This is a genomic window from Helcococcus sp. KG196, from assembly GCF_046035495.1.
Lineage (GTDB): Bacteria > Bacillota > Clostridia > Tissierellales > Peptoniphilaceae > Helcococcus > Helcococcus ovis.
Window position 1 is genome coordinate 1 of sequence record NZ_JBFNFI010000015.1, and the last position, 24073, is coordinate 24073.

Here is a 24073-nt window from a genome sequence, read left to right on the forward strand (position 1 = left end):
TTATTTTTTTTCTTCTTTTTCAGCTAATGATTTCAACATATTCATTTTATATGATACGCTCGATTTTGATATTGGTGGATCAAATTTTTCAGCAAGTTGTTTTAAGGAATCCGCAGGATATTTTTTTCTTAATTTTACTAACTCTTTTAGATTTTCCGGTACTTTATTTTTCATTTCCAAAATTTCTATATATTTTAATTGTTTTTGCGCTGTATTAACTGTTTTATTTATATTAGCCATATCAAAATTTATCCTTCTATTAGTATCATTTCTTATTTCTTTTTCTATTTTAATATTTTCAAGCTCCAATAAAGCTCTATTGGCTTTTATAATATTTAAAAAATTAGAAATAATTTCTGAATTTTTTATATAAATTAAATATTTTCCTTTTCTTTCACCTTTTAATACATCTATTTTAGCATACTCTAGCACTTTACAAGCTAGGTCCAAATCATCTTTAGTAGTAAAGATAACTTCTAAATGATAATTCTTATTTGGATCAACCATACTGCCTGAGCCTATAAATAATCCTCTCAAATATGATGATATTCCCTTTGCTTCTAAACTTTTTATTCTTGAAAATATTACTTCTATTTTAGTAGTATAGTTTCCATAAAAATCAAATCCTGAATCTGATAAAATTTTATTTACTATGTTTTCATCTTCAACAGATATATTATATATACCTTTCTTCATAATTGAATTATTTTCAAATCTACTTATTACAGATTCATAATCATATATATAATCAATAAGTTTATATATTCTTTTTACAACGTACTCACTTTCCGTAGAAAAGTTTATATTAATAAAAGCATTTCTTATTGAAATGCTTGCATTTGATTTTAATATAGAAGACAATTCTATTAAGGCTTCCAGTTTGCTATTAATTTTTACTATGGATAATTCTTTTTTTATTTTATTTGAGAAAGACATTATTTTCCCCTAAAACTTTCATATATTTTTATCGCATTTTTTACCATTCTTTTTTCAGAATCATGTTTTAGTAATTCCACAGCCATTTTATAATCAACAAAGTCAGCAAAAGAAAAACCTTCTTCTTTTTGAGGAATTAGATCACCGCCAATTTGTTTCATTATATAGTAATCAACTCTTTTAGAAACATCTTTATCTTCTTGATTTAAATAATGATATCTTGCATATCCTATTTTTTTTATTATTTCAGCTTTTATACCGGTTTCTTCTTCAACTTCCCTAACAGCTGTAATGTCCGTGGTTTCATTATTTTCCATTTTACCTTTAGGTAGTACCCAATCCCCATAATATTTCTTCAATATTAAAACTTTACCATTATTAATGACTACGCCGCCGGCGCTATGTTCCTTCACAAAACCACCTCCCTTTCACCATTTATTTTGTTCTCTATGATATACATTAACGTCATATTTTTCTCTTAAAATATCATTTAATTTTTCAGAAATAACTACTGACCTATGTTTGCCTCCTGTACATCCAATACCTATAACTAAATTGCTTTTTGATTGCTTAAGAAAATTAGGTACTAAAAAATCTACAAGATCTTCTATCTTATTTATAAATTCTTTTGACGCTTCAAAGCCTAAAACAAAATTTCTAACCTCTTCTTCTTTACCACTTTTTTCCTTTAAAGTTTGAATATAAAAAGGATTTGTTATAAACCTTACGTCAAACAATAAATCAGCTTCTTTTAATATTCCATATTTAAAACCAAAACTTATTATATGAATTGTAGCTTTTTCTTTAACTTCTAAAATTTCTAATAATTTATTTTTTAATGAAGAACTATTAAATCCTGTAGTGTTTAAATAATAATCAGATAACTCTCTGATTTTCAACATTTCTTCTCTTTCTTTTTTTATCGCATTTCCAAGACTTAAATTCTTATATGGATGCGGTCTTCTCTTCTCTTGATATCTTCTAATTAATTCGTCATCATCAGCATCCAAATAAATGATTTTTACATCATGTCCTTGTTTTCTTAATTTTATTATTTCATTTTCAAAATCATTTAAGAAATGTCCAGATCTTATATCTATAACAAAAACAAATTTATTATACTCCATATTTTCACTATCAATTAATTGGAAGTATTCAGAAATTAACTTAGGAGGAATATTATCTATCCCATAGTAATCATTATCTTGACATATATTTAATACTGAAGTTTTACCGGCTCCGCTCATTCCAGTTATTATTACTACTTCCATAGAATTCTCCTAATTTTATTCTTCACCTATAAGCTTTACTTCTCTTTCAAGTCTTACATTATATTTTTCATAAACTTTTTCTTGTACTTGACGAATAAGTTCCAACATATTTTCACAAGATGAATTTTCAATATTAATTAAAAACCCACAATGTTTTTCTGAAACCTGAGCTTCGCCTACAGTAAATCCTCTTAACCCTGTATCATCTATCAATTTAGAAGCGAAATGTCCTTGAGGTCTCTTAAATGTTGAACCGGCTGAATTTTTTTCCAAAGGTTGTTTAGAACTTCTTTTATAATCATATTCCTTAAATTTTTGTTGAATTTCATCATGTTCGCCTTTTTCTAATTTAAATGTGGCGGATATAACTAACAAGCCTTTTTCAGATGCTAAAGAATGTCTATAAGAAAAATCCATTTCTTCATTTGTATATTCTCTTATTTCTCCATTTTGTTCCATACATCTTACTGATTTAACAATATTTGACATTTCAGTTCCATAAGCTCCGGCATTCATAATAATAGCTCCGCCGACACTTCCGGGAATACCGCTTACAGGTTCCAATCCTGTTAAATCCTTAGAAAATGATACTATCGCTACATCTCTCAATAAAGCTCCTGCTTGAGCAGTAACTTGTAACCCATCAATTTTTATTTCATTAAAGTTATCTCTTAAAACTATAACTACCCCTCTTACGCCTTTATCTCTTATAAGCAGATTAGATCCTTTACCTATTATAGTTAAAGGTATATCATTTAACTTACAAAATTTTACCAATTCTGAAAGTTGATACTCTGAATTAGGTTTAACAAGTATATCAGCCGGTCCACCTATTTTAAATGTTGTATACTCTCTTAATATTTCATTTTCTTTAGAGTCGCCAAATTTTCCTGATAGCAGTTCATTTTTTATATTTTCTAACATTTATCCCTCCTAATCTATTTAAAATACTCTTCGATAGTTAAATCGGAATCATGCATTTCTTTAGCAACTTCCGACCCTACATATCTATAAATATATTGATTAGAAATAAATCCCGTTATGTCTTGTTTATTAGCAGGATATCTTAATATAAATCCAAATTTATAAGCATTTTCAGCTAACCATTTACCTTCTTTAGTTTCAGAAAAATCAACTCTAGTTGCACCATTTGGAATATTAACTTCTATAGCTTTTCCCGTTCGTAATTCATTTTGTTCAATTAATGGAAGAACGTATTTTTGTTTTTCAACTTTTGGTGTTTCTTCATCTGAACTTATATATTTTTTAGAAACTCCTAATTCTAAACCTTCTCTTTTCATAGCTTCAAACATTACAAGCATTGCATTTTCAGTTTCAACATCAAATGTAGTTTCAAAATCATTTGGAATTACATAATCCTTTGTTACTATAAGCTGACCTTTAATAATTTTAAGTTCATTATCTTTAGTTGAATTTAGATTCGAATTTTCAACATATCCAACTTGACCTTTATGTTTTATTTTACTCCAACCTTTTTCAGAACCTAAAAATTCAACATATTCACCTTCATTTAAGGTTAATAAATTTTTAGGATTATCCTCTGTAGAACTAAATACAAATGCAGTTTTATTAACTTTTTTATAACCTATAGGTATATCCGAAAATGCATTTTCCTTACTTTCATTAATATCACTTGATATTTTGGCTGTATTAGCATTTACATTATGATTTTTAGATAATGAAAAATAAGCAATTGATACACTTATAGATACTACCAAAACTGTTCCTATCAATAAATTTCTCATTTGCTTTCTTTTTTTATCTTTTTTAATTCTTCTATTTTCTTGTCTATTTTTCAATCTATCATCTAATCTCATTTTTCATCCCTAAACCTTATATAAAACTCTTTATCTGTCTTTTTAATTATACAATATATAGTCATTTAATTAAAGATTAATTTTGAGATTTTTTTAAAATTATAATTCAATTTTTTCAACTTTTTCAATAAATTTTTCCCCAATAAATTTTTTTGATTTTTCAAAAAATATATCTTTGTTTTTAGTTACACAAAACTTAATTTTTGAATTTTCATCATTATTTAACATTCTATTTATATTCAAATAATTATATACATCTAGTGCTAATTTATGTGCAGGATCAAATATTTCTACATCCTTATTTACTGAATTTTCAAAATATTTTTTCCAAATAGGATAGTGTGTGCATCCCAAAATCAATTTATCAATTTTTTCTTTAGAATATTTTTTTATATACTTATCAACTATTACTTGAATTTCATCATCAACCAAATTTTTATTTTCAATTGATGGTACTATGTCTATACAAGCCTCTTTATATAAGTTTACAATTTCAAAATTTATTTTTAAAAGTTTATCAAAATAACCAGAATTACAAGTAGCTTTGGTTGCAGCCAATAAAATATTCTTATCCTCTTTATTTATACCGCTTATGGCAGACTCTAAAACTGTTATTATAGGAACATTATAAATTTCTCTAATTTTTTCAATATTGTATGATGAGGCAGTATTACATGCTACAACTACAAGTTTTACACCATTTTTCAGAAAAAATTCTATATTTTTTTTAGTAAAAGATGTTATCTCATCACCACTTTTGTCTCCATATGGACTATTTTTCAAATCTCCTAAATAAATATAATTTTCATTTGGTAAAATTTTCTTTAATTCTTTTAAAACAGTTAATCCCCCAAGTCCTGAATCAAAAACTCCTATCGGTCTATTACTAATATTCATAATTTCCTCTTTAATTTCATTTTTTCAATAAAAAAAGCACCGATTAAACGATGCTTGTAAAATTAACTCACAACTTTAATTTTAACCGTTGATGTTAATACGTCTGAATAAGTGTATGAAAGCGTAACACTTTCATCAAAATCATTATTTACTTTTACCGTGAATAAATTAGGAAATGCATTCTCAATATATCCAACTCTGGTGACAATTTTCTTTCTACCTCTATCAGCCTTAAGTTGTACCTTTTTGCCGATGTTCTCTTCTACTTCACTTCTAATAGCTGCTAATGCTTCTGATCTTTTCATTCGATATCACATCCTTTTCTGTTTTTGGATAGTAATATATTAACACAACCAATAACAATTGTCAAATTAATTAAATATTATATCTAAAAAATATTTGATTGTCAATAAAATTTTACAATCAATTTTTATTCTTTTTTTTAATAATTAAAAATATTATGAAAGAAATTAATAAAATATTAAAAACAAAAAATATATATATAATAGAACTATAATGTTTTTTTACTTTAAAATCTTTAGGAACATAATTCTTGTCAATTAAAACTACAGTTCCTCCAGCTTCATTCTTAGGGACGTTCACTTTGATTGTTTTTCCAGCTTTTATTTCTTCACGTGAATATAAATTCACCAAATTCATAGAATTAAATTTATTATCTATTTCAATATTTTGGTTTTCATTACTTTTATTTAAAAATGTAATTATAGATTTATCTCCAAATTTTCTTTCAAATACATATACATTTTTATCAGAATAAACCATTTCTCTACCACCCTTAGAAAATACATCTTTTTGCATTTTTCTAATTTCAATCATTTTCTTATAGTGATCAGTAAGTTTATTATCCTTAACCTTATCCCATTTAAAAGATTCCCTATTTTCACTGTAAACACCATTTGTAAAGTCATCTTTTTTTCCGGACATTCCTATTTCTTCCCCATAATAAATAACAGGTTGTCCTTTAGTTGTTAATTGTAAAGAAACAACAGGCTTAAACAGGTTGACATCATTATTTAATTTCATTTTTAAAAATCCGTTTTCATCATGGGATGATAAAAATTGCCCCATAGTAATATTCTCATTTATTTTAGAGTTTCTAAATTTTAATTTCCTATTTACATCCTCAAAATTACCTTTAGAAAAAGAATATGCAACATTTTTAAAATCAAAATCTAAAAGAGAATCCATCATGGAATCGTCTAAATATCCCCCAGTCTTTGTTATATTTGCATCAAAAACTTCTCCTATCATCTTGAAGTTCGGATTTAATTCTATTATTTTTGATTTAAAATCTTTCCATGTATCTTTATCTACATGTTTTACGGTATCTACTCTGAAATACGCAATTTTATTTCCTTTCGGGGAGATTTTGTTAGCCCAATAAGATTGCCATTTAATAAGTTTATCTCTAACTTCCCTTTCTTCAGTCTTAAAATCCGGTAATCCCGCTAATTCTCCTTTAACTTCACTTTTATCCGGATTTTTTCTAAACATATCATTAAATTGTTTCTCATTATTCATACCATATCCAGCATGATTTAAAACAACATCTACCATTAGTTTTATTCCATTATCAGCTAAAACATCTACCAATTCCATTAATTTTTCTTCGTTTCCAAGATGAGGATCAATTTTAGTAAAATCTTCAGCCCAATATCCGTGATATCCGTATTGCTTGTCATTTATATCTTTTCTCATATTAGTTTCAATATTTTTAACTACAGGAGTAATCCAAAGTGTTGTAATTCCTAATTCTCTTAAATAAGAAACCTTGTCAATTATTCCCTGAAAATCTCCACCATGATATGCTTCTAAATGATTTAAATCATATGAATCTTTTCCATATAGTTCATTATTAGACTTATCTCCGTCAAAAAATCTATCTGTAAGTATGAAATAAATTATTTCTTCATCCCATTTAATTTTAGATTCGGCAAAAGAAATATTTGTAAATATTAAAACAAATACAAAAGTTATAGCTATATTTTTTTTTATTCTATTCATTATTCCTCCAAATATATTATTTAATATAATTATATTATAAATTTTGGTAAATATTTTAAATGTATTGATATTTATAATATAATATTTTCAAATAGGAGGAAATTATGACAGATAAAAATGAAATAGTTATAACCGGTGATATGATATTGGGTGATGTTATTAAACTGAAACCTAAAACTTTAAGCATTCTTATGATGTATGGTTTAGGTTGTATCGGATGTCCTATAAGCCAATTAGAAACAGTAGAAGAAGCTGCCATGGTTCATGGTATTGAACCAGATTTATTGATAGAGGAATTAAATAAATAGTAAAGTCATCATTTGATTACTTTTTTTATAGGTAGAAGAATCTGGTTACGAAAATGCATATGTTGAAAAATCGAATTTAACTAATTCTGGTGATTTATCAGAAAACTATTCTATTAATAATAAAATCACAGCCATTTCTCAAGAATATAGAGGTGAAAATGCAGAAGAAGAATCTGATTATTTAGGATCTTATATATATTTAGGATTTTATATAAGTATAGATAATAATCTAGGAAGAATTATAGATAACTTAGATAAAATATGAGAATTAGATAACACTGTTATAATATTCATTTCAGATCATTGATCACATTTTTACACAAACAATCACATCAATAACAGGGAATAATGCTGATGAATTAATAGTAGAAGGCTTATCTATTTTCAGAAAAGAATATGAATAAAAAATTAAAAGCGATAATACCACATTAATTCAAATAAGCGAAGGCAAAGAGGATAGAGCTATAAAAACACCTAAATTTTTATATTAAATAAAATCTCTAACACAAATTTTCAAGATAATATGGATAGTGATATTTATGTAGATGATTTTTTACATGATTTGAGATTAGGTACTTTTGAATTAAATAACATCGTTTTTGAGCCTAAATATGAAAAGTATAAATTAAATTTAAGAAAAATAATTACTAAAGAAATAGAAAACGTCGAAAACAACACGCCTAAAATATATTAAATTAGATAAAATAATAAACAAATTTTATATTATAAAATTTTAAAAATAGATAAGCCCTAAATTTCAATATCCAGGGCTTATTTATAGAATAACATTAATATCCAACAAAATGTATATCTTATTTAACTCTTAATCCATATATACTATATTATCTCAATTTTTAACATATATATTTTGCGGGTATTGTTTTTCACTAAAAAATATCGCAATTTTTATGATTTAAATTTTGTGGGTACTTTTTCAGCACTGATTTTTATCGCATTTTCAATGTTTTTTAATTTGTGGGTATTTTTCATTAATGAATTTTGATTTTTTCGACTCATTTTATTATCGCAATTTTTATAATCTAATTTTTGCGATACTTTTGATGCCAATTTTCATTATCTCATTTTGCCAAATCTAATTTTTGCGATACTTTTGATGCCAATTTTCATTATCTCATTTTGCCAAATCTAATTTTTGCGATGATATAATACCTTTGATTGAAATAATTTAAAATTAATGTTTTATCTAAATTTACTAATATCATTAAAAATTTTATTTTTCAATAAAACACCTTTTAATTTTCTATTTACCATTACTCAATTTCATATCACCCATTTTTATATATCCTTTTTTATACATAAACGAAGAAACAAGGTACGAAATTATTCCGGGTAGTATGAAATGTAATAGCAACACTCCTAAAAAAGCATTTTTACCCATAGCTGAATATGTGGAAAATTGTCCAACTAATCCACTTGTTCCCATTCCTGAACCTGCTGGAGTTGCTTGCATCTTAAAAATTACAGTTGAAATTGGTCCTAAAATTATTGAGCTGATTATTGCAGGTAACATAATAATTGGTTTTTTTACTATATTTCCTATTTGTAACATTGAAGTACCTAACCCTTGCGATATTAATCCACCAAATCCATTCTCTCTATATGAAGCAATTGCAAATCCAACCATATGAGATGCTCCACCAACAATCGCAGCTCCAGCTGCCAATCCGTTTAATCCTAAACTTATTCCTATAGCAGCAGAACTTATTGGTAAAGTTAAAATTATTCCCATAATTAAAGAAATTAATAAACCCATTAAAAATGGTTGTTGATGGGTTGCGAAATTGATAATTTCTCCTATGTAATTCATTCCCTTTGAAATATATGGACTTAAATAAAATCCTACTAAACCTCCAATTATTATTACACTAGCTGGCACTAATATAATATCAACCTTAGTTTTACCATAAATTCTTTTTCCAAATTCGGATGCTACCAACGAAGAAATAAATGCACCTACAGGTTCTCCTATACTTATTAATGTTTTACCGTCAACAGTATTAACAGAACCTCCACCAATTGCACCTGCAATCATAGCAGAAAATATAACCAATCCGGGAGCATTAATTGCATACGCAACACCCGCCCCTATAGCAGGTGCCATTAATTTTTGAGCCATATCTCCAAATTGAATTAGCAAGTCAAATTTAACAAGCATGCCTACTTGCTTAAGTATCAAACCTATTAAAAGTGAAGAGAATAAGCCTAAAGCCATACCATTCAGTACTTTTATAAAATAATTTTTCATAATTACCTCCAATCACTTTTAATATAACATAAATTAAATAAAATTTTTCATTTTTTCTAAAATTCCAATATTTACATTAAGCTTTTCAATTTCTCTATATTCAATGATTTGAACATCAGTTCCTATAATTCCCAAAATCAAGTAAACTCTTTTATTTGTAACCATATATCCCACTTTTTTTAAAGCTACATATCTATATAAAGGTAAAATTATTAAAATAAATATTGAAGCTAAAAGAAATAGTTTAGGTATTAATTTAAAAAATAAAAACCAGTACACATTAAATGCACTGGCTCTACTCGAATTATAATCCTAATAAACTTGATAATCTGTTTTTATCAAATCCTACAATTTCTTCTTCACCTACTACTATAACAGGAACTCCTCTATAACCCTTTTCGATTAATTCATTTCTTGCTGTTTCGTCCGATGTTACATTTTTTTCTGTATATTCTACATTATTTTCTTTTAAGAATTCCTTTGCTGCTACACAGTAAGGGCATGTTTCTGATGTGTATACTACAACTTTTTGCATATTATTTCTCCTTAATTTTTATTGTTATTTTAATTATATAACAAAGTCATATAATTTCAACTATATTAGTCGCAACTTGTTTATACCCTGTTACATTTTTTCTAAACACTTTGTAATATTTAAATAATCTTCAAGTGATAAATCTTCTGCTCTATAGTTTTCAGGAATATTTAATTTCGCTAATATTTCCTTCATCTTAGCTCTATCAACACCTAAAGATAAATCTGTAGTCAATGAATTTAATATGTTTTTTCTTCTTTTTGTAAATCCACCTCTCATAAGCTTAAAAAATATTTTTTTATTTACATTCGGTAATTTATCTTTCAATCTCAAATTTATAACTACACTATCAACTTTTGGTTGCGGCATAAATACTGTTTTCGGAACTTTTACAACCATTGATGCTTCTGCATAAAAACTTGTAAATACAGTCAATGAACCATACACCTTATTTCCCGGTTTAGCTAAAATCCTATCTCCCACTTCTTTTTGAACCATAAATGTAAGTGATTTTACATTTAGATTACTTTCTAAAAATAATTCGATTATTGGGGTAGTAATGTAATAAGGCAAATTTGCAACCACTTTAAATGGCTCATCTCCAAATTGATCTGAAACTAATTTATTCAAATCAGCTTTAAGAATATCAGCATTCACAAGGACAAAATTATCAAACTCTCCTAATGTCTGCATTAAAACAGGATTTAATCTCTCATCCAATTCCACAGATACTACCTTCTTAGCATTAATCAAAAGTTCTTCTGTTAAAGTTCCAAATCCTGGTCCTACTTCTAAAACATTATCATCTTTTGTGATTTTTGCCCCCTCGGATATTGCTCTAACAACATTTCCATCCGTAAGAAAATTTTGTCCCAATCCTTTTGAAAAATTAAATCCAAAAAAATTTTTAATTTCTTTTATAACTTTTGGTGAGTATAGTCTATCTCTTCCCATTTAATCTCCTAATTGTTTAACTGCTTTTTCAAATTCTTCTCTAGTAATTCCAAAAGCATTTAATCTTGTTAATAATTGTTTTGCGTTACAATAAGTTATTCCTACTATTTTACAGAACTTAATTCTTCGTTCTTTTGAATTTTGTAATCCTGAAAATCCATTATCTATAATATCTTCCATAGAAAATATTTCTTTTGATTCTTCGTAAATTGGTCTAGCCTTATCTATAGCTTTGATAATTGCTTCATCAGAAGCATTTTCAACTCCTATATTATCCCCCTTTGTAGCATCATTTCTAGATATGCTTGCGAATTTTGCATTTGGAACATATTCTCTAATCATGTTAGATATTCTTTTTCCTGCATAATCGGGGTCTGTTAAAACTATTATACCTTTAGTTTCATTTAATTTTGCTAATTCTTCTAAAAGGTTTTTCTTTATTCCAAGGCCATGAGTTGCCACAACATCAATATTTCCTTTAAATGCCCTTTTAACCGCAATAATATCGTCTTTTCCTTCAACTACAATAATTTCTTTAATTTTTTCCATCTGTATTTAACCCATGATTAATTAAATCAAAAAATTCTATACTATTTTGATTTGTTTTTTCTTTTATATATGAAACATCTTCAACCCTCATCTCTGCAATTCTATTAGCAACAACATGAGTATAAAGTGGTTCATTTCTTTTTCCTCTATGTGGAACCGGTGTTAAATAAGGAGAATCAGTTTCTAAAAGTAATCTATCTATCGGCATGTTTTCAACAACTTTTATTAAATTTTTAGAATTCTTAAATGTAAGCATTCCGCCTAAAGAAATATAAAATCCTAAATCAAGATATTTTTCACAATCATCCCAAGTTTCATTGAATGAATGTAATAAAACCTTCATACCTACAGCATACTTTTTGAGAATGTTGTAAGTATCATCAAAAGCTTCTCTTGAATGAATAATAATAGGCAAATCCAGTTCTTTCGCCAATTTTATCTGATCTATAAAAACTTCCTTTTGTTTTTCGATAGGACTAAATTCATAATGATAGTCCAAACCAATCTCTCCAATCCCTACAACTTTATCATTATTTACAGCTAATTTTCTATATTTTTCTCTTAAATTATCATCATAAAATTTCGCCTCGTGAGGATGAGTACCCACTAAAGCAAATACTCTTTTATGTTTATTCGCCAGTTCAACAGCTTGAATACTCGATTCTTCATCTACACCGGGATTTATCATAGCCAAAACTTTTTCTTTTTCAAAGTTTTCAATAATTAAATCTCTATCTTCAAATTTTTCATCTGTCAAATGTGCATGAGAATCAATAATATATTCACTCATTAAGCAACTCCTGATCCATCTTCAACATCGTTTAGCACTGAAAGTAATGAAAGTTCGCCGTCTTTTTCAGCTGATAAAAGCATACCTTGTGATTCAATACCTCTGATTTTTCTAGGTTTTAAATTCATCAAAACTACAACTTTTTTACCTATAAGTTGTTCCGGTTCATACCATTTTTTGATACCTGAAACTATTTGTCTGGTTTCATCTCCAATTTTCACCTTAAAAACAAGTAATTTATCAGCATCTGGATGTTTTTCACACTCTAAAATCTTTCCAACTTTCATGTCGATTTTTTCAAAATCTTCAAATTCAATTGCCGGCTTTATCCCCTCTTTCGATTCTTCTTTTTTTACAGATCCAACTCTTTGTTGGAATAATTCATCATTTGCTTTTTGAATTTTTTCTAATTCTTTTTTTATATCTAATCTCGGGAATAAATTTTCCCCTTTTGTAACTTTATTTCCAACAGGATATAATCCAAATTCTCTTGCAGAATCCCATCCCATACTCTCAATGCCTAATTGTTCAAAAATTAATTTTGATGTATGAGGTAGGAATGGTTCTATTAATTGAGCTATTATTCTTACACTTTCAATTAGATTGTATAAAACTGTATCTAATCTATCTTTATCTTCTTTTATTAACACCCATGGGCTTGTTTCGTCAATATATTTGTTTGTACGTCTTATAAGTGTCCAAATATCTTCTAAAGCATATGAAAATGCTAATTCTTCCATATGTCTTTCAACATTTACTATTGCATTTTTTGCAATGTTTTGTAGGTCTTCGTCAAATTCTCCTTTTGTTTTTGACTCAACAACGATTGCTTCATTGTATTTTTCAACCATAGCAATTGTTCTGGAAACTAAATTTCCCAAATCATTTACCAAATCAGAATTTACCCTATTTAAAAATTTTTCATTTGTAAATGACCCGTCTTGTCCAAATGTAAACTCTCTTAATACAAAATATTTCAATGCATCGATTCCATATAGGTCGATGAATGGCTCTGGATAAACCACATTTCCTAGTGATTTACTCATTTTGGTATCATCAAATAGTATCCATCCATGAGCAAATACTCTATTTGGTAAATCATAACCTAAAGCCATCAATAGAGCTGGCCAAATTATAGTATGGAATCTTACAATTTCCTTGCTCATCAGATGTATTCCTGCTGGCCAATAATGATTGAATTTTTCTTCGTCTTGACCATAACCTATTCCTGTTAAATAGCATGTTAGAGCATCAATCCAAACGTAAATTACGTGTTTATCATCAAACGGAACTTCTACTCCCCATTTCAATGATTCTTTAGTTCTTGTAACCGACAAATCATCAAGCCCTTTATTTAAGAAGTTATTAATCATTTCTTTTTTACTTCTTTCAGGAAGAATGAACTCCGGAACATCTTCATATAACTTGATTAATTTATCTGTATATTTTGAAAGTCTAAAGAAGTATGATTCTTCTGTCTTTTTAATTACTGGACGATGACATTCTGGGCAGTGTCCATTTTCATCTAATTGAGATTCTGTCCAAAAAGATTCATCGGGAGTACAGTAGTATCCTTCATAAACCCCTTTATATATCTCACCTTTTTCATATAATTTTTGGAATATATCTTGTGCATTTTTTTCGTGTTCCGAGTCTGTTGATCTAACAAATTGATCGTAATCTATTTCTAATTTTTCCCACAACTCTTTTACAGTCTTTACTATTCCTGTTGTAAATTCTAGAGGGGTAACTCCTCTTTTATCTGCTTCTTCTTGAATTTTTTGTCCATGTTCATCTGTACCGGTTACTAAATAAGCATCATATCCTTGTATTTTTTTATATCTTTTCAACGCATCTGCAGCTATTGTTGTGTATGTATGTCCAATGTGTAAATTTCCACTTGGATAATAAATTGGCGTTGTAATATAATATGGCTTTTTATTTTTATCCATTCCTGCCTCCGAATTTTAATCATTATTTAAATATATTCTTTAACTATATTATCAATTAATTATATCAAATATACATAACAAAAAAAAGTTGTGAAGAATTTGTTTTTCGTGTATTTAAATTTACAATGAAAAACGATTTTTATTAAATTTGATTGTAAATTATGGTATAATTTACAAAAGGATTTTGTTATTTAGAAATTTGATTCTAAAAAGAGGTGTATTATGAAATTAAAAAAAGAATTTTACAAACTAAATAAATATGATTTGGAGGATAAGTGTGAATAAAAATAAAAAGATAGCATTTAGATTTTTGTTAGGTTCAATATTCTTTATTATCGCTGGAATTATAGTTCTTTATAATAAAGATTTAAGAAATAGTAATACTCTTGGTATACTTCTAATAACTATAGGCTCATCATGGTCAGCAATAGGTTCAGCTATTGCATATAAATATCAAAAATTAGAGAATAATTCTTCAAATAATCAAAATAAACTTCATTAAGAGATGGTAGAAATACCGTCTTTTTTTTAATCAAAAAAGAAATAGTTTCAAAGCAAAAATAAATTGTCCGGATGCAAAAATTAAAGTTTTTTTATATTCAAGACAGTATAAAACTAGAACTGCCTGAAAGCAGCGGAAATTTTTAACTGAAATATATAATTCCGAAAATTAAAATATAAGAATAAAAAAAACTATTTTAATAGTTATAATATATCAAAATAGTTTCTTTTAATTTACATTTTTAAAAATTGTACAATATCCTACTTCTAGAATTTATATCTTTATATCCTCCTTCTTTTTTAGGAATGTTAATAATCCTTTTATTTATAGCTTTTTTTAAATCTTTAGGAATACTTTTATTAGGATCACTGTAAAAATAGTATTTGTTTCTCCAAATTGTTAGTGTTTTTTGAGGATCTTGTTTCGTCGAGAAAATTTCTTCAAATATATCAGGTCTATCTCTTTTAAGTTCTTCTATATCACTATATCTTACTAACACAGATTCCACATTATCTTTTTCCCTAGGGAATGGGTACTCTTCAGATTGATCATAAGCTTTTTTCCAACCACTTATTGGATATACGCCTACACATATTCCCCTATACAATGCGACAGCATATTCAACATTTTCCATTTTTGATTTTGATAAATTCCAGACCCCTCTTACATTTTCATATGTCTTTTCTTTAGTATCTTCACTTTTATATGAACTATTAATCTTTATAAAAACACACTTATGCTTTATCTTAGAAAAATCAAAATCTCTTATTTCATAATTATAGATGAAATTTTCTACTGTACGGCATTTTATTAAATTATCTTTTGAATACACTCTTTTTTCTCTATTAGAACCATGGCCTCTTACAATATTTGTAAGCTTCTCACTTAAATCTAATTCAGAAATATAATCTAACAAACTTATTAATGCTGCCTCTGTTGCAAAGGCTTCTTCGTTTGTTAAACCAAATTTTACAATTACAGGTTCGATTTCTCCATTATTATCAATTATTTTTTTTATTTTTAATGACATTTTCTCTTCATCAAATAGACCATTTTCTATCAATTTTTTAATATTTTTTGCGTCTTGTGAATGTTGAAAAATTCTACTATTTTGACCTTTACCTATATAAAAAGGTTTTCTTTTACCTTTTTCAAAAAGTGCGTAAACATAGTATTTATCTTTCTCACCTTTAGTAGCACCAGTAACATCTCTAATTATTTGATTAATATTTATCATACTATATCTCCTAAATTTTATTTTTGAAATTCTTTTAATTTTTTATATTATCTAACTTATTAATACTATAGTAAATAATCCTTTAATTGACTATATTTCAATATTGCTATAAAATATAAAATATATACAATTTTGCGGAGGAAAAGATGAAATACGAGATTAAACATAAAAGTGTATATGATGAACTAGTTGAAAGAGGTTACTTAGATCATTGTACACATGAAGAAGACTTGAAGAAATTATTAATTGAAGAAAAAGTTCCTTTTTATATCGGATTTGATGCTACTGCTGACTCATTGACTCTTGGTCACTGGATTCAGGTAATGGTAATGATGAGAATGCAAGCTCACGGACACATTCCTGTTGCTCTACTTGGCGGTGGTACTACTATGATTGGGGATCCATCAGGAAGATCTGATATGAGAATGGTTATGACAAAAGAAAAAATTGATTACAACGCTCAAAGATTCTATAATCAATTCCAAAAATACATTAATTTTTCAGATGGAAAAGCAATCATTGATAATAACGCAAATTGGCTATTAGATTTAAATTTTTTAAACTTTATGAGAGAAATCGGTGTGCATTTCAACGTTAATGAAATGTTGAAAAAAGATGCATACAAAAATCGTATGGAAAAAGGCTTAACATTTTTTGAATTTTCATATATGCTAATGCAATCATATGACTTTTTAGTTTTGAATAGAAAATATGGTTGTATGATTCAAATGGGTGGTTCTGACCAATGGTCAAACATTCTTGGTGGTGCTGAACTTGTAAAGAAACATGAAGATAAACAAGTTTATGCTATGACATTTAAACTATTAACAAGAGCTGATGGTGTAAAAATGGGTAAATCCATGAAGGGTGCTATTTGGTTAGACGAAGAAAAAACTTCTCCATATGAATTATTCCAATACATGAGAAATTCAGATGACAGAGACGTTAAGAAATTCTTGATGTTATTAACATTCGTACCAACAGAAGAAATTGAAGAATTAACAAAATACAATGATGAAAGAATGAATAAGGCTAAAGAAGTTTTGGCATACGAAATTGTAAAATTGATTCACGGTGAAGAAAAGGCTAAAGAGGCTCTTGAAACATCTAAAGCATTATTTACAAAGGGTGCTATCGATGAAAATATGCCAACTACAGAAATTTCAAAAGAGGATTTTGAAAACAATAAAGGATTATTGAGTATGTTGACATTTGTTGGATTGACAAAATCAAATGGTGAAGCCAGAAGATTAATTCAACAAGGTGGAATCAAACTAAATGAATCTAAAGTTGAAGATATAGCTTATGAATTATCAGAAAAGGATTTTAAAAACAATTTAATCATTCAAAAAGGTAAAAAAGTATTTCATAGAATCGTTTTAGCATAATGGAGGTATTATGTTTTTAAAAAACAGTACAATAGCACCATTTTTACAATATGTATTATTTCTATTGATAATAGTTTTTGTTGGACTTAGTTCATATTATTTAATTTATATAGGAAATAAAAATGTTGAAGAACAAAGAAAAATTAATATAAACTGGAAAAATATACTTAAAATTATTTTAATAGGTATTCTTATAGTTTTTATAAAAGCTATGTATAAAGAATACCCTATATTAGGAAGCACCACTTTCGCCGTATTCATATCTGTATTATTAGCTTACTTACTAAATCCTATAGTTAATTATCTAGAACAAAAAGGAATTAAAAGAGGTCTGGGCACAATAATTACCTATATTTCCATCCTGTTAATTTTTGTATTTCTAGGAATAGCAATAATTCCTGATTTGATTAAACAATCTACCAACTTTATCGTATCTCTTCCAAGTTCGATAAATAAGGCATTGATATCAATAAATGACACACTTCAAAATTGGAACATTAATCCTAAAGTTTTAGAATCACTTAGAACAAATGTAAATGACTATCTTTTACGTACAAGTAATTCTATTCCTACATGGATTTCTACATTAATTACAACTTTACAGGGAAGTATCGAAGCAATAATCATAGGTGTTCTTATTCCTATTATTACCTATTATTTTATAGTAGATAAAGATAAAATTATAAAATCAGTGTATTCGTTAATCCCGCCAAAAATTAGACCGGATGCAAAATATTTATATAAAGAAATCAATTTTGCGATGTTTGAGTTTATAAAAAGTAGAGCGTTGATGTCTGTATTTATAGGTGTGGCCACCTGGATAATGTTAGAAATATTCGGCATACCCTTCGCCTTGATAATCGGATTAATTACTATGTTTGTTGATATTATTCCATATGTTGGACCAATACTTGCAACAGTTCCAGCTCTTGCATTTGCACTTATAAAATCTCCAATACTATTCTTATGGATCGGATTTTTATCATTTGTACTTCAATGGATAGAACAAAATATAGTGGGTGCAAAATTGATGAGTGTATCTTCAGGTATACATGAAGTCGTAATTTTAATATCAATAATAATTGGAGGTGGTATATTTGGTGTCTGGGGAATGATACTATCTGTACCTTTTGTTATTATTGTAAATATTCTAATTAACTTTACTTGTATGAAAATTAACGGTGTAACGCCCAAATTTAATCAAAATTCAAAAAAATATTCAAATAAAAAATAAAACAATAATATATTATTGAGGCTGTTGCAAAATAACCAAAAATGTTATTTTGCAACAGCCTCAATTTGTTTATAAATAAATGTTTTTTCGTTTTATCATAAAACTTGTTACATAGACTGATTATATATATCTTCAGCTTTTTTCCAGTTAACTACATAAAAAAATGCATCAATATATTCCGGTCTTCTATTTTGATACTTTAAGTAATAAGCATGTTCCCAAAGATCCAACCCTATTATTGGAGTTTTCCCTTCCATTAATGGAGAATCTTGATTTGCGGTTGACATAACTTCTAATTCACCGTTATCTATTACTAACCACGCCCATCCTGAACCAAATCTTCCTACTGCAGCCTTTGAAAACTCATCCTTAAAATTATCAACTGAACCAAATTTCTTCTCAATAGCTTTTTTTAGATTACCATGTGGCTTACAACCATCATTACTTAATATTTCCCAGAAAAATGAATGATTTATATGTCCTCCACCATTATTTCTAACTGCCGTTTGTATATCAGATGGAAGTTTATCAATACCACTAATTAATTCTTCTAATGTCATTTCTTGTAAATCTTCATAATTTTCAATAGATTTATTAAGATTATTTACATAAGCAGCATGATGCTTACCATGATGTATTTCCATTGTTTTTGCGTCTATATATGGTTCCAATGCATCATATGCATATAGTAATTTTGGTAATTCAAATTTCATAAATCCCTCCCTTAGAATTTAATCTTAAATATTTTATATAAAATATATACCCTTTTTAAATATAATAACACAAAATATTAATTACTAGTAAATTTAAAATCATAAATTTTCCTTAATGTTTTTTATACTTTTAATGCCGAATAATCCTAACACAATTATTAAAACAGGAAAATATAATATAAAATCATCTGAAGTTTTTGGATTTTCACCTACATTATAATTATTTATTTTTTGGCTGAAATTATAATTTTTCAGTATTTGAATTATATTATCATCCTTACCTTTATTGAAATCTTCTTTTATCATTTTTTTAATAGTGTTATTATTTAAATCTTTATCAGAATCTATCTCTGATAAATTTACTCTAATCATATAGCTTCCTACTTCACTCGGTTCATTCCATGCATTATTAATCATTTTATAATAATTTCCCAATCCTTTAGTATCTTCATCAATACCAAGTACAGGACCATTTGAAGTATCATCTTTCTGACTATATGCTACAAAAAATTCATCATCAACTTGAATACTTTCAGGTAAAATAACTTCTTGCCATTCTTCTACTTTATCGACTTTAACATCGAAATTTTTTAACAAAACTCTACCAGGAAGAAGATCTATATTGTTTTTACCATAAACACTTATATTAAAAATCTTACCAATAGATTTATTGTTATTAGATTTAAACATCAACTTTACAGAATTAATTTGACTAAGCTTATTTACAACAAATCTTGCAGCTACCTTTTGATCCGGTTTTATATTTAGCAATCCTTTTTCAGCTATTCCATCATCATAGTATTTTTCATAAGATTCATTTAATTTTATTTTTTTCAATACAAAATCTCTATTTAAATTTCCTCTTATAAATACTTCTCGATCCAACTCACTCTTATAGCCTTTAGCTGTAACTAGTATTTTATATAATCCTTCTTCAATAGCCACATTATTTATAGAATTGGATATATATTTTTGTATAGGTTCAAATCTATATTCATCATATATTTGTATAACAGGATTTTCTATTTTTTTACCTTTATCATCTTTAACGGAAAGATTTAATAAAAATTTTTCTGCTTTATTAAGTAAAATGTCTTTTTCTTGATCCAGGCCTTCCTTAAATAATACTTTTTCTCTATGTGTTTTATATCCTTTAGCTTTAACAACAAGTGTATATTCTCCTTCAGGGTGAATTATTTCATATTCTCCGCTTCCCTTTTCACTATTTACATAAACACCTGTTTCTTCTATCATTATAGTTGCAGATTCTCCAAATGATATTTGATTAGTATCTTTATTACTTTCTTTTACATTTTCTACTGATAAATTATTTAGATTGTATATTATGTCTTTATTTTGTTCTATATTAACAGGAGATATATCATTTATTGATACATCATCTATATACCAACCCCCACTATTATTATCATTCATGTCAGAATTTGTTTTTAATACAAACTGAATTTTAACATTATCAGTTAAATATTCTTTAGGTATATCAAAACCATCAGTAAACCAATTTGATTTATTTCGATTTACCCCATGAATATTTTTTTTATCTATATTTTCTTCCTTTAATTCAAACAAATTATGCCACTTATTTCCATTGTCTTTTGATATTTTTATATATCCTATGTCATTATTATATTTTCCATAATCATCAGAGCCTGATTTTCCGGAAGTATTAAACCACATTTGCAAATATAGTCTTGCTTTTTTCAACTTAGACAAATCCATAATAGGAGACTCTAAGATATACTCTGAATTTTCCTTTCTAAAGTCATTTAATTCAGTTCCCCAAACATTGGGACTTCCTTCATTTTTACCTTTAGTTTGAGAAGGTGTGGGTCTTTTGCCTACTTCATTTTCGCTTAATTCTTTTTCATCAATTTTACCTCTAGTCCATTTAATTCCTTTATCCGATTTAGAAATCCATCCTTGATCATCTTTTTCAAAATCGTAACTAAAAATTTCTTTTCCTTCAGTAAATGTATGTGAAAATACCTTAGATGGCAAACTTTCTTTTTCTCCAATTGAAGAAGTAACATAATAATAGTATGTCCCTTTTTTTATTTTAGGATTATCTGTTAATGTTATATAATTTTTACTTTCACTTATATCAAAATAAGATACTTTTTCAAATTTACCGTCTTTTAAACCGGATCTGTAAAGATTATATCTTGTAATTTTATTATTAGATACAGCTTTAAAATTAAATATTATCTGTTGATTTCTATAATCTAAGCTTATATCTTGTGTTGGATAACTTGGAGTTTCAATCAAAGATTCAACTATTTCTATATCATCAATAAACCACCCCAATTTATTTTTTTTACTATATTCTCCAATTCTCAAACCAAACATTATAGAAATTTTCTTTCCTTTATATGAAGATAAATCAATATGTTCTTCTATCCATTTTTTTGAAGAATTAGTATAAGATTTAATTCTTTTGTAGTCTATCTTTTCATTATCTGTCAAATTTTTAGGAACTTCTCCTATCCAAACTTCTACAGTATCATAAAATGCGTATTCTCCATTATCTAAATCATAAAAATGCTTAAATTTAAGTGCTGCTTGTTTTTCCAATTCTTTTGTTAAATCAACAGTAGGTAAGACAAATACAGGATTATTAAGCCTTTTATAGTTTCCATCTAAACCTGTAGATAAAACCTTACTTTTTGCTTTTACAGTTTTATTAACTTCGTCTTTAACATTACCCCAATCCCAAAAAGGAGTTTTCCCTCCATATTCAATTCCATCAAGATTTTCTTCAAAATTTTGCTTATATCCTATACTTATCCCATCTTTTACTTCTACTGTATATTCAGGAGTTTTTGTTAATTTTCCTTCTCCGTCAATAGCTTCTATATAATATTTTATTTTTTCGGTATCTAAAAATTCAGGTAATATTTTCACTGAATATTTGCCTTCTTTTTTATTTCCATTATATAAACTAAAATCCTTTATTTCCCATTTTCCTTTTTTATTTATATAAAGTTTAACTCCTTTTAGATATGTATCATCGCTTACTTTAGCAATAATATCAAAAGGTCTTCCCTTATACATTGTCTTCATGGGCGTATGATTTATTTTTACATCATTTATATCTTTTCCTTTAACAATTATTTTTCCTTTTAATTTAGAAAATTTATATCTTTCATCTTTTTTTATTTTTTCAGCCATCTTAACAGCTTTATATGCATTTACTTTACCGTATCCATATCCATGATTAGGACTCGAAACATAATCATCATCAGTCAGTGCAGTTGCACTTTCTCTTAATATCTTTTCAACTTCTTCCGGCTTAAAATCATTTTTTATACTATATATAAGTGTTGCAACTCCTGTTACATGAGGACTAGCCATAGATGTCCCCGTTCTTATTTCATATTTATTTCCTTTTATTGAAGATTTAATATTTACTCCAGGAGCAACTATATCAGGTTTAAATCCATCAGCATATTTACTTGGCCCTCTTAAAGAAAATTTTGCAACTTTATCATCCATTCTTATAGCTCCAACAGAAAAAGCCTCAGGATAACTTGCAGGTGTCCCTATAGAACCATCCCCTCCTTCATTAAAAGCATTTGCATTCCCTGCTGAAAATACAGGAAGTATCCCAGCTTTACGCCAAGCCTGTAAAATTGCTCTAAAAAATTCATCCTCTGAATTACCACCCCACGAAGCATTTATAATCTTTGGTGCCATTTCTGGATGTGCATTTCCAAATTTATCAGTAGGCGCAAGCATCCATTGACCTGCATCAAGCAATTGTTTTGGAGTTGTTTCGCCATCTTTATCAAAAACTTTGGCCGCAATCCATTTTGCTTCCGGTGCTATTCCAAGAAGTGAATTTCCTTTAGGATCATTTCCCAATATCGTACCGGCAACATGAGTTCCATGCCCTGTAGCATCAGTTGGTTCTCCACCTTTTATTCCGGTTGTAGCATCAAAAAAACTGTAATATCTCTTATCTTCATCATTTCCTCTATATGATGACTTTAATGCAGGATGATTTACATCAACCCCTGAGTCAATTATACCAACAACTATACCTTTTCCTTTATAACCTTCTGAAAAAGTTTTATGAACAGATATACTTTTTAGGTTCCATGGAATATGTTTTTTTGAAATATCATTATTTTCAACATAATCACTTTTGAAATATTTTCCCTCAAAATTGTTTTTAGTATAATTTTGTTCTATATTTATTTTTTTATTTAAAACAACTTTTTCTACATCATTTCTTTTAGATAACAGTTGAAACGAATTTTTATTACCAATTATAAAAATACTATTTACTATAAAAAAAGATTCATAATTTTTTATATTACCATTTTTGACTTCCTTTTTTATTGCCTCTATAATATCTTCCTGATCTTCTAATGCAGTATCTAAAAGTTTTTGTACAACTTCATGAGATTTAGAATCATTTTTTATTTCAGGTTTTTTCTTCATAGTTATAATATATTCTACATAATCAGTTTTATTAAAAGCGTCCTCAAACTCTTTTTCTATAATATTATTAAAAAATTTACCGCTAACCTTATTATTTTCTGGGGACCTAAATAATTTTTTTGCATAAATTTGCCCCAACCCAGTAAAAATAATAAACAACGCAAGTAAAAAACTAATTAGCCTTATATAAATTTTCTTCGTTTTATTCATTATACCT

General features: G+C 27.3%; 23 protein-coding genes. 5 read left to right on the top strand and 18 right to left on the bottom strand.

Annotated elements, in window-relative coordinates:
- The 8 genes from whiA to ABGF45_RS06580 form a co-directional block, all read right to left on the bottom strand.
- Nucleotides 1-936 (bottom strand): DNA-binding protein WhiA, encoded by a 936-nt coding sequence (gene whiA / locus ABGF45_RS06545; RefSeq protein WP_134744106.1) that lies wholly within the window; start codon nt 934-936, stop codon nt 1-3.
- Complete coding sequence (locus tag ABGF45_RS06550; RefSeq protein WP_134711211.1) at nt 936-1349, bottom strand: NUDIX hydrolase; 414 nt, start codon at nt 1347-1349, stop codon at nt 936-938. Before ABGF45_RS06550 ends, whiA begins: the two co-directional genes overlap by 1 nt.
- Nucleotides 1350-1364: 15 nt before the next feature.
- Nucleotides 1365-2207 (bottom strand): RNase adapter RapZ, encoded by an 843-nt coding sequence (gene rapZ, locus ABGF45_RS06555; RefSeq protein WP_134711213.1) that lies wholly within the window; start codon nt 2205-2207, stop codon nt 1365-1367.
- A 15-nt stretch (nt 2208-2222) separates the two neighbouring features.
- Nucleotides 2223-3131: a UDP-N-acetylmuramate dehydrogenase gene (gene murB / locus ABGF45_RS06560; RefSeq protein WP_134711215.1), complete on the bottom strand. Its 909-nt coding sequence runs from the start codon at nt 3129-3131 to the stop codon at nt 2223-2225.
- 14 nt (nt 3132-3145) lie between these two features.
- On the bottom strand, nt 3146-4045 hold the full coding sequence (locus ABGF45_RS06565; RefSeq protein WP_134711217.1) for a D-alanyl-D-alanine carboxypeptidase family protein: 900 nt from the start codon (nt 4043-4045) through the stop codon (nt 3146-3148).
- Between the two features lie 99 nt (nt 4046-4144).
- Entirely contained in the window at nt 4145-4942 is a 798-nt protein-coding gene (murI, locus tag ABGF45_RS06570) for a glutamate racemase (RefSeq protein ID WP_134744107.1), read from the bottom strand.
- 62 nt (nt 4943-5004) lie between these two features.
- On the bottom strand, nt 5005-5247 hold the full coding sequence (locus tag ABGF45_RS06575) for a Veg family protein (protein WP_134711221.1): 243 nt from the start codon (nt 5245-5247) through the stop codon (nt 5005-5007).
- Nucleotides 5248-5365: 118 nt separating this feature from the next.
- Complete coding sequence (locus ABGF45_RS06580) at nt 5366-6967, bottom strand: alpha-amylase family glycosyl hydrolase (protein ID WP_408112662.1); 1602 nt, start codon at nt 6965-6967, stop codon at nt 5366-5368.
- Nucleotides 6968-7071: 104 nt separating this feature from the next.
- Here ABGF45_RS06580 and ABGF45_RS06585 point away from each other — a divergent pair, with 104 nt between their 5' ends.
- Nucleotides 7072-7275: a DUF1858 domain-containing protein gene (locus tag ABGF45_RS06585; protein WP_134711225.1), complete on the top strand. Its 204-nt coding sequence runs from the start codon at nt 7072-7074 to the stop codon at nt 7273-7275.
- A gap of 523 nt (nt 7276-7798) precedes the next feature.
- Nucleotides 7799-7969 carry a hypothetical protein gene (locus ABGF45_RS06590; protein WP_167554106.1) on the top strand — a complete coding sequence of 57 codons (171 nt, stop codon included), beginning with the start codon at nt 7799-7801 and terminating at the stop codon, nt 7967-7969.
- Between the two features lie 567 nt (nt 7970-8536).
- Here ABGF45_RS06590 and ABGF45_RS06595 read toward each other — a convergent pair.
- From ABGF45_RS06595 to metG, 7 genes are all read right to left on the bottom strand, one after another.
- Nucleotides 8537-9541, bottom strand: coding sequence for a PTS transporter subunit IIC (locus ABGF45_RS06595; RefSeq protein ID WP_134711227.1), 1005 nt, complete (start codon nt 9539-9541; stop codon nt 8537-8539).
- Nucleotides 9542-9574: 33 nt separating this feature from the next.
- Nucleotides 9575-9706: a PH domain-containing protein gene (locus ABGF45_RS06600; protein WP_134711229.1), complete on the bottom strand. Its 132-nt coding sequence runs from the start codon at nt 9704-9706 to the stop codon at nt 9575-9577.
- 139 nt (nt 9707-9845) lie between these two features.
- A complete protein-coding gene (locus ABGF45_RS06605; protein ID WP_134711231.1) occupies nt 9846-10076 on the bottom strand; it encodes a glutaredoxin domain-containing protein in 231 nt (76 codons plus the stop codon).
- Nucleotides 10077-10166: 90 nt separating this feature from the next.
- Entirely contained in the window at nt 10167-11030 is an 864-nt protein-coding gene (gene rsmA / locus ABGF45_RS06610) for a 16S rRNA (adenine(1518)-N(6)/adenine(1519)-N(6))-dimethyltransferase RsmA (protein WP_134744108.1), read from the bottom strand.
- On the bottom strand, nt 11031-11579 hold the full coding sequence (gene rnmV / locus ABGF45_RS06615) for a ribonuclease M5 (protein WP_134711235.1): 549 nt from the start codon (nt 11577-11579) through the stop codon (nt 11031-11033). It abuts the gene before it with no gap.
- Nucleotides 11566-12369, bottom strand: coding sequence for a TatD family hydrolase (locus ABGF45_RS06620; protein ID WP_134711237.1), 804 nt, complete (start codon nt 12367-12369; stop codon nt 11566-11568). The genes rnmV and ABGF45_RS06620 overlap by 14 nt, the downstream gene beginning before the upstream one ends.
- A complete protein-coding gene (gene metG, locus ABGF45_RS06625) occupies nt 12369-14321 on the bottom strand; it encodes a methionine--tRNA ligase (RefSeq protein ID WP_134744109.1) in 1953 nt (650 codons plus the stop codon). Before metG ends, ABGF45_RS06620 begins: the two co-directional genes overlap by 1 nt.
- Nucleotides 14322-14598: 277 nt before the next feature.
- On the opposite strand from metG, the gene ABGF45_RS06630 reads away from it, so the two are divergent.
- Entirely contained in the window at nt 14599-14823 is a 225-nt protein-coding gene (locus ABGF45_RS06630) for a hypothetical protein (RefSeq protein ID WP_134711241.1), read from the top strand.
- A 241-nt stretch (nt 14824-15064) separates the two neighbouring features.
- On the opposite strand, the gene ABGF45_RS06635 is transcribed toward ABGF45_RS06630, so the two are convergent.
- Nucleotides 15065-16060, bottom strand: a complete 996-nt coding sequence (locus ABGF45_RS06635; protein ID WP_408112663.1) for an LEM-3-like GIY-YIG domain-containing protein — start codon at nt 16058-16060, stop codon at nt 15065-15067.
- Nucleotides 16061-16206: 146 nt separating this feature from the next.
- Between ABGF45_RS06635 and tyrS the strand changes: the two genes are divergently transcribed.
- Nucleotides 16207-17448, top strand: a complete 1242-nt coding sequence (tyrS, locus tag ABGF45_RS06640) for a tyrosine--tRNA ligase (protein ID WP_134744110.1) — start codon at nt 16207-16209, stop codon at nt 17446-17448.
- Nucleotides 17449-17458: 10 nt separating this feature from the next.
- Nucleotides 17459-18682, top strand: a complete 1224-nt coding sequence (locus tag ABGF45_RS06645; protein WP_134744111.1) for an AI-2E family transporter — start codon at nt 17459-17461, stop codon at nt 18680-18682.
- Between the two features lie 107 nt (nt 18683-18789).
- Here ABGF45_RS06645 and ABGF45_RS06650 read toward each other — a convergent pair whose 3' ends face one another.
- Together ABGF45_RS06650 and ABGF45_RS06655 are read right to left on the bottom strand one after the other, a co-directional pair.
- A complete protein-coding gene (locus tag ABGF45_RS06650) occupies nt 18790-19395 on the bottom strand; it encodes a superoxide dismutase (protein WP_134744112.1) in 606 nt (201 codons plus the stop codon).
- A gap of 99 nt (nt 19396-19494) precedes the next feature.
- Complete coding sequence (locus tag ABGF45_RS06655; protein ID WP_134744113.1) at nt 19495-24066, bottom strand: S8 family serine peptidase; 4572 nt, start codon at nt 24064-24066, stop codon at nt 19495-19497.
- Between the last annotated feature and the right edge of the window lie 7 nt (nt 24067-24073).